Raw genomic sequence first — 15762 nt, forward strand, 5'->3', positions numbered from 1 at the left:
GATATGTCTCTTTGTGATGCAATAAAAAAGGCGGTCTAATGACCGCCCTTTACGTTATGTTCCGTTTGCCGGATGGCGGTTTCGCCTAATCCGGCCTACACCGAATCAGGAGTTTTTCTTCTCGCGGCTATGCAGCCCACGCTTCTCCAGACCACGGTAAATCAGCTGCTGCTGAATAATGGTTACCAGGTTGCTGACGATATAGTACAGCACCAGACCTGACGGGAACCACAGGAAGAACACGGTGAAGATGACCGGCATAAAGGTCATGATCTTCTGCTGCATCGGGTCGGTCACGGTGGTCGGAGACATCTTCTGAATGAAGAACATCGTCACGCCCATCAGGATCGGCAGGATGTAGTACGGGTCCTGTGCAGACAGGTCATGGATCCACAGCGCGAACGGCGCATGACGCAGTTCAATGGAGCCCATCAGCATGTAGTACAACGCCAGGAAGATTGGCATCTGGATGATCAGCGGGAAGCAGCCGCCCAGCGGGTTAACCTTCTCAGCTTTGTACAGGGCCATCATTTCCTGGCTCTGACGCTGTTTGTCATCGCCCAGACGCTCACGCATAGCCTGAATCTTCGGCTGCAGCATACGCATCTTCGCCATGGAGGTGTACTGCGCTTTGGTCAGCGGGTACATGATGCCACGAACGATAAAGGTGATAACGATGATGGAGAAGCCCCAGTTACCCAGGAAGCTATGGATCCACTTCAGCAGTTTAAACAGCGGCTGAGAGATGAACCACAACCAGCCGTAATCCACGGTCAGATCCAGGTGCGGTGCAACGGCCGCCATTTTGTCCTGAATTTCCGGGCCGACCCACAGGGTGCTGGTCATCGCGCCAGTCTGGCCTGGCTGTACCAGTACCGGCTGAGATTTATAGCCGATAGCGGCAATGCCGTTACCCAGGTTAGCGGTGTAGAAGTTGTTGGTGCCGTCGTTACGCGGAACCCATGCCGTTGCGAAATACTGTTGCAGCATTGCGACCCAACCGTCTTTAGCGTTGACGTTCAGGTTTTCGTTTTCAGCAATGGTGTCGAATTTGTATTTCTCATACTTCTCATCCGGCGTGGAGTACGCCGCGCCACGGAAGGTGTGCAGCGCAAAGTTGCTGCTACCGGTGTCGCGATGAGATGGCAGATTGATGGATTGCTTCAGCTGACCAAAGGTGGAGATTTCCAGCGGTTTCTCGCCGGCGTTCTGCACGCTGTAGTTAACGTTGACAGCATATTCACCACGCTTGAGGACAAACGTTTTAGTGAATGTGTTACCCGCTGCGTCAGTATAGGTCATCGGGATCTGCAGTTCGTTCTGACCGTCTGCCAGTACAAATGCGTCTTTTTCGACGTTGTACAGCGGACGTGGGCCGTTAGCCGGGTTATCCGGGCCGTCACGACCGGTCAGGCCACTCTGTGCCTGGTAGATGAACTGTGGCGTGGTTTCCAGTAACTGGAACGGTTCGGTAGAACCAAGTTCTTTCGGGTAAGCTGGCAGCGAAGCCTGTTCCACATCACCACCACGGGTGTTGATGGTCAGATCAAGCACGTCAGTTTTAACCGTAATCAGTTTCCCCTGGCCACTGGCCGGTACGCCCTGGTCTGCGGCGCTACCCGCTGCGGTGGTCGTTGTCTGCGTGGTCTGTTGGGCCTGAGGTTGCGGGTTTTTATCCTGCTCCCAGGCTTGCCAGATCATGAAAGACACGAACAGCAAAGCGATGACTAAAAGATTGCGTTGCGAATCCATCGTTAGTGTTCTCTGGTATCAAATGGTCCGGGCGGGACGGGATCGTCACCACCAGGGTGTAAAGGGTGGCATTTTAATACGCGTTTCACCGTCAACCAACTGCCTTTTATCACTCCAAACCTGCGCAATGCCTCAATTCCGTAGCTCGAACAGGTTGGAGTGAAACGGCAATGCGGCCCAAGCAGCGGACTGATCAGGCGTTGATAGACCCGAATGAGGGCTATCAGGACCCGCGAGCCAGGCGACAATGGCGACGCCATAATTTTTCCAACGCTTCCGAGAGAGCACGGTTATCGAGGTCAGCAACCCCTTTTTTCGCCACTACCACGAAATCCATTGCGGGAAGTTCGTGCTGACGTAAACGGAAGCTTTCACGCGTCAGACGTTTAATCCGATTGCGTTCATGCGCACGTTTAACATTTTTCTTGGCGACGGTAAGACCGATACGGGGATGCCCCAGCGAATTCAGGCGGCCGAGGATGGTGATTTGCGGCGTGCCAGCCCGTTGTGGCTGCTGGAAGACGAATGTGAAATGAGTGGGAGTTAACAAACGTAACTCCCTGGGAAATGCGAGCTTAACCACTCAGGGGCTAGCTTTTATTACTTAGAAACGGTCAGACGAGAACGGCCTTTAGCACGACGACGTGCCAGAACCTGACGACCATTTTTATTAGCCATACGAGCACGGAAGCCGTGAGAACGGTTGCGCTTCAGTACAGACGGTTGAAAAGTGCGTTTCATGGCGATTTCTACCTAAACTTGAATAAATTCACTGACTTTTGCGTATACCCGAACGAGTTTCGAACGACTTACGCCACAGTGTGGGTGATTAAAGAGGCCGGATTGTAATAATTGTACACTCCGGAGTCAATTCTCTTTCCTTATTTCCCGCTTTTTTCCACAAGGTTTTGTGTGAAAAACAGGCAGCGTTGACGCCGTAAGGCGACCGTTACTCGCTGGGGGTAAGAATTATACGGGCTGGTGGATAAAGCGCAAGGATCGCCCGGGATCTTTATTAGATCGTTTAAGCAGTAAAGCATCTTTACTCATTAATTTTTTCAATATGCGCGCTAAAACCTGCAGCACTTCTCCAGGATCGTTTACACTTAGCCGATTCTGGATCATCCTGTGGATAAATCGGGAAGAATCTGTGAGAAACAGAAGATCTCTTTCTCAGTTTACGCTATGATCCGCGGTCCCGATCGTTTCAATGGATCCTGATCGGGTAAAATTGCAGATAGCAATTCGCACGTCACCCTTTGCATAGGGTCTTGTCGATGTGCGTCAACAATCATGAATGTTTCAGCCTTTGTCATTTATCGACTTTTGTTCGAGTGGAGTCCGCCGTGTCACTTTCGCTTTGGCAGCAGTGTCTTGCCCGATTGCAGGATGAGTTACCAGCCACAGAATTCAGTATGTGGATACGCCCGTTGCAGGCGGAACTGAGCGATAACACGCTGGCTTTGTATGCGCCAAACCGTTTTGTGCTCGATTGGGTAAGGGACAAATACCTTAATAATATTAATGGATTACTAAATAACTTCTGCGGAGCGGATGCCCCACAGCTGCGTTTTGAGGTCGGAACTAAACCCGTCACGCAAACGCTGAAGACGCCGGTGAACAACGTTGTCGCGCCTGCCCATGTGGCGCAACAAGTACAACCGCAACGTGCTGCTCCGGCGGCGCGTCCAGGCTGGGACAACGTCCCGGCTCCGGCAGAACCTACCTATCGCTCTAACGTCAACGTCAAACATACGTTTGATAATTTCGTTGAAGGTAAATCTAACCAACTGGCGCGCGCGGCGGCACGTCAGGTGGCGGACAACCCTGGCGGCGCCTACAATCCGTTATTCCTTTATGGTGGTACGGGTCTGGGTAAAACCCACCTGTTGCATGCTGTCGGTAACGGCATTATGGCGCGTAAACCGAATGCGAAAGTGGTGTATATGCACTCCGAGCGTTTCGTGCAGGACATGGTTAAAGCTCTGCAAAACAATGCGATCGAAGAGTTTAAACGCTACTACCGCTCCGTCGACGCGCTGCTGATCGATGACATCCAGTTCTTTGCCAACAAAGAGCGCTCGCAGGAAGAATTCTTCCACACCTTCAACGCCCTGCTGGAAGGTAATCAGCAGATCATCCTGACGTCGGATCGTTATCCGAAGGAGATCAATGGCGTTGAAGATCGACTGAAATCCCGCTTTGGCTGGGGGCTGACTGTTGCGATCGAACCGCCTGAGCTGGAAACCCGCGTGGCGATCCTGATGAAAAAAGCTGACGAAAACGACATTCGTCTGCCGGGTGAAGTGGCGTTCTTTATTGCCAAGCGTCTACGCTCTAACGTGCGTGAACTGGAAGGCGCACTGAACCGCGTGATCGCCAACGCCAATTTTACCGGCCGGGCGATTACCATCGATTTCGTGCGCGAAGCGCTGCGCGATCTGCTGGCTTTGCAGGAAAAGTTGGTCACCATCGACAATATTCAGAAGACGGTGGCGGAGTATTACAAAATCAAAATTGCGGATCTGCTGTCAAAGCGTCGATCTCGCTCGGTAGCTCGTCCGCGCCAGATGGCGATGGCGCTGGCAAAAGAGCTCACTAACCACAGTCTGCCGGAAATTGGCGACGCGTTTGGTGGGCGTGACCATACTACCGTGCTTCATGCCTGCCGCAAGATTGAGCAGTTGCGTGAAGAAAGCCATGATATTAAAGAAGATTTCTCCAATTTAATCAGAACATTATCTTCGTGACGCTATGAAATTTACCGTTGAACGTGAACATTTATTAAAACCGCTTCAGCAGGTCAGCGGCCCGCTGGGTGGACGTCCTACACTGCCGATCCTTGGAAACCTGCTGCTGCAGGTCGCTGACGGTGCGCTTTCTCTGACTGGTACCGATCTCGAAATGGAGATGGTGGCGCGCGTGGCGTTGATCCAGCCTCATGAACCTGGTGCTACTACCGTTCCGGCGCGTAAATTCTTCGACATTTGCCGCGGATTGCCGGAAGGCGCGGAAATAGCCGTTCAACTGGAAGGCGACCGCATGCTGGTACGCTCTGGTCGCAGCCGTTTCTCGCTGTCCACGCTGCCTGCCGCCGACTTCCCTAATCTGGATGACTGGCAGAGCGAAGTCGAATTCACCCTGCCGCAGGCCACGATGAAGCGCCTGATTGAAGCCACGCAGTTTTCGATGGCGCATCAGGACGTGCGTTACTACTTAAACGGCATGCTGTTTGAAACCGAAGGGGAAGAGCTGCGTACCGTGGCGACCGACGGTCACCGTCTGGCGGTTTGTTCAATGCCTGTCGGTCAGCCGTTGCCCAGCCATTCGGTGATCGTACCGCGTAAAGGTGTGATTGAACTGATGCGTATGCTCGACGGCGGTGACAACCCGCTGCGCGTGCAGATTGGCAGCAACAACATTCGTGCGCACGTGGGCGATTTCATCTTCACCTCCAAGCTGGTTGATGGCCGTTTCCCGGATTATCGCCGCGTATTGCCGAAGAATCCGGACAAACATCTGGAAGCCGGTTGCGATATCCTTAAACAGGCGTTTGCCCGTGCGGCAATTCTTTCTAACGAGAAATTCCGCGGCGTGCGTCTGTATGTCAGCGAAAATCAGCTCAAAATCACCGCCAACAACCCGGAGCAGGAAGAAGCAGAAGAAATTCTGGATGTCTCCTATCCTGGTACAGAACTGGAAATCGGTTTTAACGTGAGCTACGTGCTTGACGTTCTGAACGCGCTGAAGTGCGAGAACGTGCGTATTTTGCTGACCGATTCCGTATCGAGCGTACAGATTGAAGATGCGGCCAGCCAATCCGCAGCCTATGTCGTCATGCCTATGCGCTTGTAAAGAATATCGGGCTATCTTACTTGTTATTCTGGCTCCGGGCAGTGCTCGCACAAAATACGAAGTATTTTGGACGTCCTATGGACGGCCCGAAGGGCGAGCGCAGCGAGCAATCCTCACGTACTTCAGTACGCTCCGGTTGCTGTGCGCTGGCCGTAACCAGACTAACTGCGACGATAACGCCCTGGTTATGAGTTGATATGTCGCTATCCCGACTGCTAATCAAAGATTTCCGCAATATTGAAAATGCGGATCTCGCTTTATCCCCCGGCTTTAACTTCCTGGTTGGCGCGAACGGCAGCGGCAAAACCAGTGTGCTGGAAGCCATCTATACGCTCGGCCATGGCCGGGCGTTTCGCAGTTTGCAGATTGGCCGCGTGATTCGCCACGAGCAGGAGTCGTTTGTTTTACACGGACGATTGCAGGGAGAAGAGCGCGAGACATCGATTGGTCTGACGAAAGACAAACTGGGCGACAGCAAAGTGCGCATTGACGGCACTGACGGGCACAAGGTCGCTGAACTGGCGCACCTGATGCCGATGCAGCTGATCACGCCAGAGGGGTTTACTTTACTCAACGGCGGCCCCAAATACAGAAGAGCATTTCTTGACTGGGGATGCTTTCACAATGAAGCCGGATTTTTCACCGCCTGGAGCAACCTGAAGCGACTGCTCAAGCAGCGCAATGCGGCACTGCGCCAGGTGAGTCGTTATGAGCAACTGCGCCCGTGGGATAGAGAACTTATTCCGCTGGCGGAACAAATCAGCACCTGGCGCGCGGAGTACAGCGCGGGTATCGCGCAGGATATGGCGGATACCTGCCAGCAGTTTCTTCCCGAGTTTTCTCTCTCGTTCTCTTTCCAGCGTGGTTGGGAGAAGGAGACAGATTATGCCGAGGTGCTGGAACGCAGTTTTGAACGCGATCGCATGTTGACCTACACCGCACACGGCCCGCATAAGGCGGATTTCCGCATTCGTGCCGACGGTGCGCCGGTAGAAGACACGTTGTCGCGTGGGCAGCTAAAACTGCTAATGTGCGCCTTACGTCTGGCGCAAGGGGAGTTCCTGACCCGTGAAAGCGGACGGCGCTGCCTGTACCTGATAGATGATTTTGCCTCTGAACTGGATGATGCGCGTCGCGGGCTGCTGGCCAGCCGCTTAAAAGCCACGCAATCTCAGGTCTTTGTCAGCGCAATCAGCGCTGAACACGTTATAGACATGTCCGATGAAAATTCGAAGATGTTTACCGTGGAAAAGGGTAAAATAACGGATTAACCCAAGATAAAATGAGCGAGAAACGTTGATGTCGAATTCTTATGACTCCTCCAGTATCAAAGTCCTGAAAGGGCTGGATGCGGTGCGTAAGCGCCCGGGTATGTATATCGGCGACACGGATGACGGCACCGGTCTGCACCACATGGTATTCGAGGTGGTAGATAACGCTATCGACGAAGCGCTCGCGGGTCACTGTAAAGATATCGTGGTAACGATTCACGCGGACAACTCCGTGTCTGTTACCGATGATGGCCGTGGTATCCCAACCGGTATTCACCCGGAAGAGGGCGTTTCGGCGGCGGAAGTTATCATGACTGTTCTGCATGCAGGCGGTAAATTCGATGATAACTCCTATAAAGTTTCCGGTGGTTTGCACGGCGTAGGTGTCTCCGTCGTTAACGCCCTGTCGCAGAAACTGGAGCTGGTGATTCGTCGTGAAGGCAAAGTGCATCAGCAAACTTACGTGCATGGTGTGCCGCAGGCGCCGCTGGCGGTAACAGGCGAAACGGAAGTAACGGGTACTCAGGTCCGTTTCTGGCCAAGCCATGAAACCTTCACTAACGTGACCGAGTTCGAATACGACATTCTGGCGAAGCGTCTGCGCGAGCTGTCATTCCTGAACTCTGGCGTCTCTATTCGTCTGCGCGATAAGCGCGACGGCAAAGAAGATCATTTCCACTACGAAGGCGGCATCAAGGCGTTTGTTGAATATCTCAACAAAAACAAAACGCCGATCCACCCGAATATCTTCTACTTCTCCACCGAAAAAGACGGTATCGGCGTTGAAGTTGCGCTGCAGTGGAACGACGGCTTCCAGGAAAATATCTACTGCTTCACCAACAACATTCCGCAGCGTGACGGCGGGACTCACCTTGCAGGCTTCCGCGCGGCGATGACCCGTACCCTGAACGCCTACATGGACAAAGAAGGCTACAGCAAAAAAGCCAAAGTCAGCGCTACCGGTGACGATGCCCGTGAAGGCCTGATTGCGGTGGTTTCCGTGAAAGTGCCGGACCCGAAATTCTCCTCGCAGACCAAAGACAAACTGGTCTCCTCTGAGGTGAAATCGGCGGTTGAACAGCAGATGAACGAACTGCTGAGCGAATACCTGCTGGAAAACCCGTCTGACGCGAAAATCGTCGTCGGCAAGATTATCGATGCGGCCCGTGCCCGTGAAGCAGCACGTCGCGCGCGTGAAATGACCCGTCGTAAAGGCGCGCTGGACTTAGCCGGTCTGCCGGGCAAGCTGGCGGACTGTCAGGAACGTGACCCGGCGCTGTCCGAACTGTACCTTGTGGAAGGGGACTCCGCGGGCGGTTCTGCGAAGCAGGGGCGTAACCGTAAGAACCAGGCGATTCTGCCGCTGAAGGGTAAAATCCTCAACGTCGAGAAAGCGCGTTTCGACAAAATGCTCTCCTCACAGGAAGTGGCGACGCTGATTACCGCGCTCGGCTGCGGCATTGGTCGCGACGAGTACAACCCGGACAAACTGCGTTATCACAGCATCATCATCATGACCGATGCGGACGTCGACGGCTCGCATATCCGTACGCTGCTGTTGACCTTCTTCTATCGTCAGATGCCGGAAATCGTTGAACGCGGCCACGTTTACATTGCGCAGCCACCGCTGTACAAAGTGAAGAAAGGCAAGCAGGAACAGTACATCAAAGACGATGAAGCGATGGATCAGTACCAAATTTCTATCGCTCTGGATGGCGCCACGCTGCACACCAACGCCAGCGCGCCTGCCCTTTCAGGTGAGTCGTTAGAGAAACTGGTTTCTGAATACAACGCGACGCAGAAAATGATTGGCCGTATGGAACGTCGTTTCCCGAAAGCGCTGCTGAAAGAGCTGGTTTATCAACCGACGCTGCCGGAAGCTGATTTGGCGAACGAACAGAACGTTACCCGTTGGGTTAACGCGCTGATTACCGAGCTGAACGAAAAAGAACAGCACGGTAGCCTGTGGAAGTTTGATGTTCACCATAACGCAGAGCAGAATCTGTTTGAGCCGATTGTACGCGTACGTACTCACGGTGTGGATACCGACTATGTGCTGGATCACGAGTTTGTGACCGGTGGCGAGTACCATCGTATTTGCACGCTAGGTGAGAAGTTGCGCGGGCTGATCGAAGACGATGCGTTTATCGAACGTGGCGAGCGTCGCCAGCCGGTGGCCAGCTTTGAGCAGGCGCTGGAATGGCTGCAGAAAGAGTCTCGTCGCGGTCTCGCTATCCAGCGTTATAAAGGTCTGGGCGAGATGAACCCGGAACAGCTGTGGGAAACGACCATGGATCCGGAAAGCCGTCGCATGTTGCGCGTTACTGTGAAGGATGCGATTGCCGCTGACCAGCTGTTCACCACCCTGATGGGCGATGCCGTCGAACCACGCCGCGCATTTATCGAAGAAAACGCCCTGAAAGCGGCGAACATCGATATCTGACGTGTATCCCGGGCCTGCTCCTGTAGGCCTGATAAGCGAAGCGCCATCAGGCAGTTTTTTTGTTTTTGCCGGATGGCGGCTTAGACCTATTCTGTCTACAACCGAACCACAAAAGGGGAATCTTGATTCCCCTTTCTATCCTCCTTTTCGTAGCTGTTTTTTGAGCGGAATCGCGTTAGCATGAGGGCGGACTCATTTAATCCGGGGAACTCATGGCTATCAAACTTATTGCTATCGACATGGATGGCACACTTCTGCTGCCCGATCACACCATTTCACCTGCAGTCAAAACGGCAATTGCCGCGGCACGCGCGCGTGGCGTGAACGTAGTGCTGACCACGGGACGCCCGTATGCCGGCGTTCACAGCTATCTGAAAGAACTGCACATGGAACAACCCGGTGACTACTGCATTACCTACAACGGTGCGCTGGTGCAGAAAGCAGGCGATGGCAGTACTGTGGCGCAAACCGCGCTGAGCTATGATGATTATCGCTATCTGGAGCAACTCTCCCGGGAAGTTGGCTCGCATTTCCACGCGCTCGATCGCAACACGCTGTATACCGCTAACCGTGATATCAGTTATTACACGGTGCATGAATCGTTTGTCGCGACGATTCCGCTGGTGTTCTGTGAGGCTGAAAAAATGGATCCGGCGACCCAGTTCCTGAAAGTGATGATGATTGATGAGCCGGAGATCCTCGACAAGGCCATCTCGCGCATTCCGGCGGAAGTGAAAGAAAAGTACACCGTGCTGAAAAGTGCGCCGTACTTCCTCGAAATCCTTGATAAACGCGTCAACAAAGGGACTGGCGTAAAATCGCTGGCCGATGCGTTGGGAATTAAAGCCGAAGAGGTTATGGCGATTGGCGATCAGGAAAACGACATCGCGATGATTGAATACGCCGGCGTGGGCGTTGCGATGGATAACGCCATTCCAACGGTGAAAGAGATCGCCAACTTTGTGACGAAATCTAATCTGGAAGACGGTGTTGCCTGGGCCATTGAGAAGTACGTCCTCTCCTGATGTGCGTTATGCCTGGCTTCGGCCAGGCATAAAACATTAAGAATGTTATAAAAATCACGTTTGTATTATCAGATGTGAAACCGCACATTAATCCCCCCATTTAGTACGCAACTTCTATACTCTCCCACCTTCTTTTATATTCAGGCGGTTCCTGCCTGCAACTATGTTTTCTTATGACTAACACAAGCATTCGCCTGGTGTTGATGACGTCTTCCTGTTTGATTTTTCAAGCCTGTGCTGCGACGGATTCTGGCTCAACGTTAACACCTTTGTATGATTATCAGGATGATGGTCAGGCCGCTTCTTTGCCGGTAAAACCGGCGACTAAACCTGCTGCAAGCCACTCCGTTTTGCCCTTCTTAGGTGACGAGGCGCGTAAACGTGGTTACGACCTGCCTGAGCCGTTTGGTGTAAATATTAACTACATGAATATTAGGCAAAATATTAATGTAGACAGTATTAACTTTAATGGCCTTTCTTTGGGTGGTCATTCGCTGGATAACGCATTCAAAATTAACGTTGGCAATACGCGCGAGAGAAGCAAAACAGAAACCCTGAAACTGGATGCCTGGCTGCTGCCGTTTATGAACGTCTATGGCCTGGTGGGCTATACCGACGGTCACTCCGTTTCGCAGATTGGTGTAGGCATTAAAGGTCCACGCAAAGTTCACACGCCAGACAATTTGCAAAACCTGGCGTTTCAGCTCGACTTTAAAGGCACGACCTACGGTGTGGGGACGACACTGGTGGGCGGTGTGGGTAACTGGTTTACGGCTTTTGATGCCAATTATACTCAGACGCAGTTTGACATTCTTGACGGTAGTATTGATGCCTTCACGGTTTCTCCGCGAGTCGGTTATCGCTTTACCACCCCGGGTGTGGAAGCACTGTACTTGCCGTCCGGCAAGCTGAATCTGTGGATTGGCAGTATGTATCAGGACGTGCAGCAAGAATTTAGAGGTAGCCTTAGCGATCTCAATATGCCGTCTGAGACGCTGCAGAAAATGGTGGATATCGCGAATAAGGACGGCAATGGCCGTTTCGACGTTAAACAGCATCTGCAATCCCCCTGGAACGTACTGGTCGGGGCGCAGTATGAATTGACCCGAAACTTTAACGTGACGACCGAAATTGGCTTTGCAGACCGTAACAGTTTTTTCATGGCTGGAGAGTACCGCTTTTGATCCGCCTCGCTTTCTTGTTGCTGGTGAGTCTGTTCGCCTGCATTGCGCAGGCAGAATTACCGACCCGCGACGAAGTTGACGGCTGGCTGAATACACTGGGCGCCAGCGATAACTTTAACGCCAGCAAAGGAATCGATTGGGGCGTAATGCCGGGGCCATTTTACACTCCGGAGCTGGGGCTGGGGATAGGTACCGCGGTGGTGGGAATGTATCGCCCAGACCCAAACGACACGGTGAGTCAGAACTCGACGCTGACCCTCAGCGGCTACTTTAGCTCAACGGGCGCTTTCGGCGTCACTATGCAAAATTATGCCTTTTTTGCCGACGATCGCTGGCGTTTCTTTCTCAATGGCGCATTAACCGATACGCCAACCTGGTACTGGGGGCAGGGATTTAGTGCCGGAGATAAAGACAGCCAGAAACAGCAATATACGGCTCAGGATCTGGATCTGCACCCCACGTTATATCGTCGGGTAGCGCCTAATATCTATCTGGGCGTCGGCTGGTCGCTGAACGCGCAACATGCTGCGCAAATGGATGGTAACGATCCGCCAAAAATTGAAAATACCGGGCAGGGCGCGTCGGTGCTAAGTTCCGGCAGCAGTGTCGAACTTAGCTGGGATGACCGCGACTTTGTTCCTAACCCGCGCCAGGGACAATATGCCGACGTACGCTATACCCGCTATACGCCCGATGCGGGGAGCGATACCCGGTTTGATGAATACCAGTTGCACTACAGCCGCTACCACTCTCTGGACGAGAAGAATGTGCTTGCCTGGGAGATGGACGGTGCCTTTACTCAGGGGGATGTGCCGTGGAGCATGATGCCGCTGCTCGGTAGCAATCAGCGGATGCGCGGCTATTACGAAGGACGCTATCGCGATAAAAACGCCGTCAGCGGGCAGATAGAGTATCGCCGCAAACTTGACTGGCGGCATGGCGTGGTTGGCTGGTTGGGCGCAGGGACGATGGGACCATCATTTAGCGCGCTGGATGACGGACGCTGGCTACCCTCGGCGGGGGTGGGGTATCGCTTTGAATTTAAGCCGCGGGTGAATGTGCGTCTGGATTATGGCATTGGCAAAGGGAGCAGCGGTTTTTATTTTCAGGTAGGAGAGGCGTTTTGATCAATAAAGTGCTGCTGATGACTATCTTGTTATTGGCAACGGTCGGGGTCCATGCTGCGATACCTGTACCTTTGCAGTTGGTAAATGAAGATGACAAGGCCGAAAGCACCGCCTGGCCAGTTGTTTCGCCGCTCCCTGCGCCCCAAGGGTTACGTCCGTGCTGCGCTTTTGGTTACGACCTGCACGCGCAGGTGCTGGATATGCCGGTACCGTTTTATGAACTTAATAACGTCGTGGCAGCTAATGGTATTGGCGAGCATCGCTATAACGATAGCCTGCTGTTAGGGCTAGTGAACCTGGCCGGCATCGGGCATGAACACAATGGCATTGTGTACACCTCTCGCGGCGGTTTCATCGATATCGCGCATGTACGAGATACCGCAGATATGACGGTCTGGCTTTTTAGCCATCTACTTCCACAGTTAGGTCAGCCTTTTACGTTGCGACTCGAAGATGAACTGGCGGAGCGGCATATCGTTTTCAACGCCTTCACACCACCTGAAACGGCGGGCGATCGTTACGCATTAGCTGCCTGGCTGGCAGCACATCTGGCCTTTCAGCTCGCGGCCTGGCATGAAATTGCACAATGGTACGGTTTTGAGTCAGTTCCTGGGTTTTCTGAGGAAGTTTCCGCATTTTCACCGGAAGATCTCTACTCCAACCTGTTGGGGGCAAGAATTGCGGTGTCGCTGATCCTTGATGGGCAACTGGCAACATCAGGGATGTACGATGCGGCAATGAATAATGCACTGCGTCAGGCGTTAACGCAGTTGGGAGCTAAGTCAGAAACAATAACCCGTTTTCAGTTTGATATGCTGGATGGCAAGTGGTGGAACAGCCAGCGTCGGGTGCCGGAGAAATATCTGGTGTTGCACAGAAACTACGATGTAAGTGATTCGCGTTTGCCAACGCCAGTGCCGGGCGAAAAAGCCGCGCCGCTACGCCTGTCATTACCGCATCACTGGCGAAATTATTCCCTTGATTCGCTGGCGCAACTTCAACTCCGGCCCGGAAGTAACATGGCGCGGCTACCTTTACCACAATCCTGGTATAGCGATGCTAATTTCCCTGCGCTGGCTACGCTTGCAGGTGCCAGGGATAATCTGTCGAAAGTGGATGAGCATTCATTCCTTTATTAAAAAACCTCCACCAGAACTTCACTGGCGGAGGTTTTCTGCATATGCCGGGCCCAATCCGATAATCGCTACGCTAAATCCTGCAAGTGAAGTGCTTGTGAAGTATGATTGCTTAAATCGTCTTGTATCAGGGCATCCCATGAAGCAAATCACCTTTACGCCGCGTAATCATCAGCTTACCAATATCAACACCTGGACCCCGGACAGTCAGTGGCTGGTCTTCGACGTGCGTCCTTCCGGTGCCTCTTTTACGGGGGAAACGATTGAACGCGTCAATGTTCATACTGGCGAACTGGAGGTGATTTACCGGGCCACTCAGGGGGCACATGTTGGCGTGGTGACCGTTCATCCAAAGTCGGAAAAGTATGTTTTTATTCATGGGCCAGAAAATCCAGATGAAACATGGGATTACGACTTTCATCATCGCCGTGGGGTGATTGTTTCGCAGGCAGAGGTGACGAATCTGGATGCGATGGATATCACCGCGCCGTATACGCCTGGCGCGTTACGCGGCGGCAGTCATGTGCATGTCTTTAGCCCGAACGGTGAGTTTGTCAGTTTTACTTATAACGACCATGTGCTGCATGAACGCTCCCCGGCGCTGGATTTACGTAACGTCGGCGTGGCTGCGCCGTATGGTCCGGTGAACGTATCCGCGCAGCATCCACGTGAATATAGCGGGAGCCGCTGGTGCGTGCTGGTGAGTCAAACGACGCCGGCGCCAAAACCGGGGAGCGATGAGATAAACCGCGCCTATGAAGAAGGTTGGGTGGGCGAAAGCACGCTGGCGTTTATCGGCGATACGTTGTCAGTGAGCGGTGAGAAAGTGCCGGAGCTGTTTATTGTTGATTTGCCTCAGAATGAAAGCGGCTGGAAACAGCCGGGTGATGCTCCGCTGGAGGGCACAGAGGCGACAATGCCTGCGCCGCCATCCGGTATTCACCAACGTCGCCTGACGTTTACTCATGAGCGCGCCTTTCCGGGGCTGGTGAATCAGCCGCGCCACTGGGTGCGCAGTAATCCGCAGACGTCTGAAATTGCGTTTTTAATGCGCGACAACTATGGCGTTGTGCAGCTGTGGTTAATTCCACCACAGGGTGGTGAGCCGCGTCAGCTTACCCGTTGCGCCACGGGTATTCAGTCGGCATTCAACTGGCATCCATCAGGGAAATGGCTGGGATTTGTGCTGGAAAACAGAATAGCCTGTTGTGATGCTCAGACGGGAGAGATTGATTTTTTAACGGCGCGTCACGGCAACCCTCCGTCGGCCGATGCGGTTGTCTTCTCTCCTGATGGGCGACTGGTTGCGTGGATGGAAGAGGTCGAAGGTTTCCGCCAACTGTGGATGACTGAAACAGGGCGTTAATTAAGGTGCAGTCATTTTCGCCGGGGGGATAACGGCATTCGTGGCCTGCATTCTCTCCTCGCTCTTTTCTACGCGGGATCTCACCGAGTTATCTTTACGAAAGAGATCCCACGGAAGCAATACGGTATCCAGCACCGCAGTAAAAGGCATATCCAGAATCGCCAGCGACTTCGTTCCCCAATTCGTATCACTTTCGCTGATCATGGTGGCGCTGGCGCGTGTGCCAGGATACGTCCCTTCTTTGCCTCCGGTATGCGACATTATGCTGGAACAACCGCTCAAAAACGCCATCCCGCTGCACATTGTCAGTGTTACCAACATTTTTTTTATCATCGTTTATTCATCTGTTTTCATCGTGTTTGCATGGTGAGTTAAAGCGATCCGTTGCGAAAATAACATCACCATTTCGTCGCACTGTGGCGGCTATCGCGATTTATCGATAACAACTGCTCTCCTCAGTGTATGCAATAGACAACAAACTGCAAAAAAAGTCAGATGAATACACTTGAAAAGTTTGTGTTAAGACCCATTTTTAGGATGTAGACAACAGAAGGGCATGCCTGATGGGTGTCCTGGCTACCTGACCTGTCCATGATGGAAGGT

The 15762-nt window shown here is 52.9% G+C and carries 14 protein-coding genes and 1 other annotated feature (1 of these 15 only partly in view); of the genes, 9 read left to right on the forward strand and 5 right to left on the reverse strand.

Going from position 1 to position 15762, the window contains the following annotated elements:
• Nucleotides 1–105 precede the first annotated feature (105 nt).
• The 4 genes from yidC to rpmH are packed head-to-tail and all read right to left on the reverse strand — an operon-like array spanning nt 106 to nt 2493.
• A complete protein-coding gene (yidC, locus tag FDX09_RS00200) occupies nt 106–1752 on the reverse strand; it encodes a membrane protein insertase YidC (protein WP_006687746.1) in 1647 nt (548 codons plus the stop codon).
• 2 nt (nt 1753–1754) lie between these two features.
• Nucleotides 1755–2012, reverse strand: a complete 258-nt coding sequence (yidD, locus tag FDX09_RS00205) for a membrane protein insertion efficiency factor YidD (protein ID WP_003023846.1) — start codon at nt 2010–2012, stop codon at nt 1755–1757.
• Nucleotides 1976–2335, reverse strand: coding sequence for a ribonuclease P protein component (rnpA, locus tag FDX09_RS00210; RefSeq protein WP_003844432.1), 360 nt, complete (start codon nt 2333–2335; stop codon nt 1976–1978). The genes yidD and rnpA overlap by 37 nt, the downstream gene beginning before the upstream one ends.
• A gap of 17 nt (nt 2336–2352) precedes the next feature.
• Nucleotides 2353–2493 (reverse strand): 50S ribosomal protein L34, encoded by a 141-nt coding sequence (rpmH, locus tag FDX09_RS00215; protein ID WP_003023858.1) that lies wholly within the window; start codon nt 2491–2493, stop codon nt 2353–2355.
• A 605-nt stretch (nt 2494–3098) separates the two neighbouring features.
• On the opposite strand from rpmH, the gene dnaA reads away from it, so the two are divergent.
• The 9 genes from dnaA (at nt 3099) to FDX09_RS00260 (ending at nt 15159) form a co-directional block, all read left to right on the forward strand.
• The gene (dnaA, locus tag FDX09_RS00220) at nt 3099–4502 is read left to right on the forward strand and encodes a chromosomal replication initiator protein DnaA (protein ID WP_003827078.1); all 1404 of its coding nucleotides are present in this window, start codon (nt 3099–3101) and stop codon (nt 4500–4502) included.
• A gap of 4 nt (nt 4503–4506) precedes the next feature.
• Complete coding sequence (gene dnaN / locus FDX09_RS00225; protein WP_005121477.1) at nt 4507–5607, forward strand: DNA polymerase III subunit beta; 1101 nt, start codon at nt 4507–4509, stop codon at nt 5605–5607.
• 197 nt (nt 5608–5804) lie between these two features.
• Entirely contained in the window at nt 5805–6878 is a 1074-nt protein-coding gene (gene recF / locus FDX09_RS00230; protein WP_069323651.1) for a DNA replication/repair protein RecF, read from the forward strand.
• Nucleotides 6879–6906: 28 nt separating this feature from the next.
• Nucleotides 6907–9321 (forward strand): DNA topoisomerase (ATP-hydrolyzing) subunit B, encoded by a 2415-nt coding sequence (gene gyrB, locus FDX09_RS00235; RefSeq protein WP_006687741.1) that lies wholly within the window; start codon nt 6907–6909, stop codon nt 9319–9321.
• 212 nt (nt 9322–9533) lie between these two features.
• Nucleotides 9534–10346 (forward strand): sugar-phosphatase, encoded by an 813-nt coding sequence (yidA, locus tag FDX09_RS00240; protein ID WP_038635719.1) that lies wholly within the window; start codon nt 9534–9536, stop codon nt 10344–10346.
• 203 nt (nt 10347–10549) lie between these two features.
• Entirely contained in the window at nt 10550–11530 is a 981-nt protein-coding gene (locus FDX09_RS00245; RefSeq protein ID WP_038642952.1) for a hypothetical protein, read from the forward strand.
• 41 nt (nt 11531–11571) lie between these two features.
• On the forward strand, nt 11572–12657 hold the full coding sequence (locus tag FDX09_RS00250; RefSeq protein ID WP_233638810.1) for a BamA/TamA family outer membrane protein: 1086 nt from the start codon (nt 11572–11574) through the stop codon (nt 12655–12657).
• Nucleotides 12658–12674: 17 nt separating this feature from the next.
• Nucleotides 12675–13796: a DUF4056 domain-containing protein gene (locus FDX09_RS00255; RefSeq protein ID WP_085049168.1), complete on the forward strand. Its 1122-nt coding sequence runs from the start codon at nt 12675–12677 to the stop codon at nt 13794–13796.
• Between the two features lie 136 nt (nt 13797–13932).
• Complete coding sequence (locus FDX09_RS00260) at nt 13933–15159, forward strand: DUF3748 domain-containing protein (protein WP_137346622.1); 1227 nt, start codon at nt 13933–13935, stop codon at nt 15157–15159.
• Here the strand turns inward: FDX09_RS00260 and FDX09_RS00265 are convergent, their stop codons facing one another.
• Nucleotides 15160–15492 carry a YceK/YidQ family lipoprotein gene (locus FDX09_RS00265; protein WP_137346623.1) on the reverse strand — a complete coding sequence of 111 codons (333 nt, stop codon included), beginning with the start codon at nt 15490–15492 and terminating at the stop codon, nt 15160–15162.
• Between the two features lie 238 nt (nt 15493–15730).
• Nucleotides 15731–15762 (forward strand) — a sequence feature (ROSE (Repression Of Heat Shock gene Expression) occurs in the 5'-region of heat shock genes and acts as an RNA thermometer to modulate expression.) (it continues 41 nt past the right edge of the window).

The organism is Citrobacter sp. wls717 (genome assembly GCF_005280955.1).
GTDB lineage: Bacteria > Pseudomonadota > Gammaproteobacteria > Enterobacterales > Enterobacteriaceae > Citrobacter > Citrobacter werkmanii.

Excerpts from the sequence above, each read along its gene's own strand:
- FDX09_RS00255 (WP_085049168.1), top strand. The coding sequence starts at position 12,675 with ATGACTATCTTGTTATTGGCAACGGTCGGGGTCCATGCTGCGATACCT.
- FDX09_RS00265 (WP_137346623.1), bottom strand. The coding sequence starts at position 15,492 with ATGATAAAAAAAATGTTGGTAACACTGACAATGTGCAGCGGGATGGCG.
- gyrB (WP_006687741.1), top strand. The coding sequence starts at position 6,907 with ATGTCGAATTCTTATGACTCCTCCAGTATCAAAGTCCTGAAAGGGCTG.
- FDX09_RS00260 (WP_137346622.1), top strand. The coding sequence starts at position 13,933 with ATGAAGCAAATCACCTTTACGCCGCGTAATCATCAGCTTACCAATATC.
- rpmH (WP_003023858.1), bottom strand. The coding sequence starts at position 2,493 with ATGAAACGCACTTTTCAACCGTCTGTACTGAAGCGCAACCGTTCTCAC.
- dnaN (WP_005121477.1), top strand. The coding sequence starts at position 4,507 with ATGAAATTTACCGTTGAACGTGAACATTTATTAAAACCGCTTCAGCAG.
- yidD (WP_003023846.1), bottom strand. The coding sequence starts at position 2,012 with ATGGCGTCGCCATTGTCGCCTGGCTCGCGGGTCCTGATAGCCCTCATT.
- yidA (WP_038635719.1), top strand. The coding sequence starts at position 9,534 with ATGGCTATCAAACTTATTGCTATCGACATGGATGGCACACTTCTGCTG.
- recF (WP_069323651.1), top strand. The coding sequence starts at position 5,805 with ATGTCGCTATCCCGACTGCTAATCAAAGATTTCCGCAATATTGAAAAT.
- yidC (WP_006687746.1), bottom strand. The coding sequence starts at position 1,752 with ATGGATTCGCAACGCAATCTTTTAGTCATCGCTTTGCTGTTCGTGTCT.
- FDX09_RS00245 (WP_038642952.1), top strand. The coding sequence starts at position 10,550 with ATGACGTCTTCCTGTTTGATTTTTCAAGCCTGTGCTGCGACGGATTCT.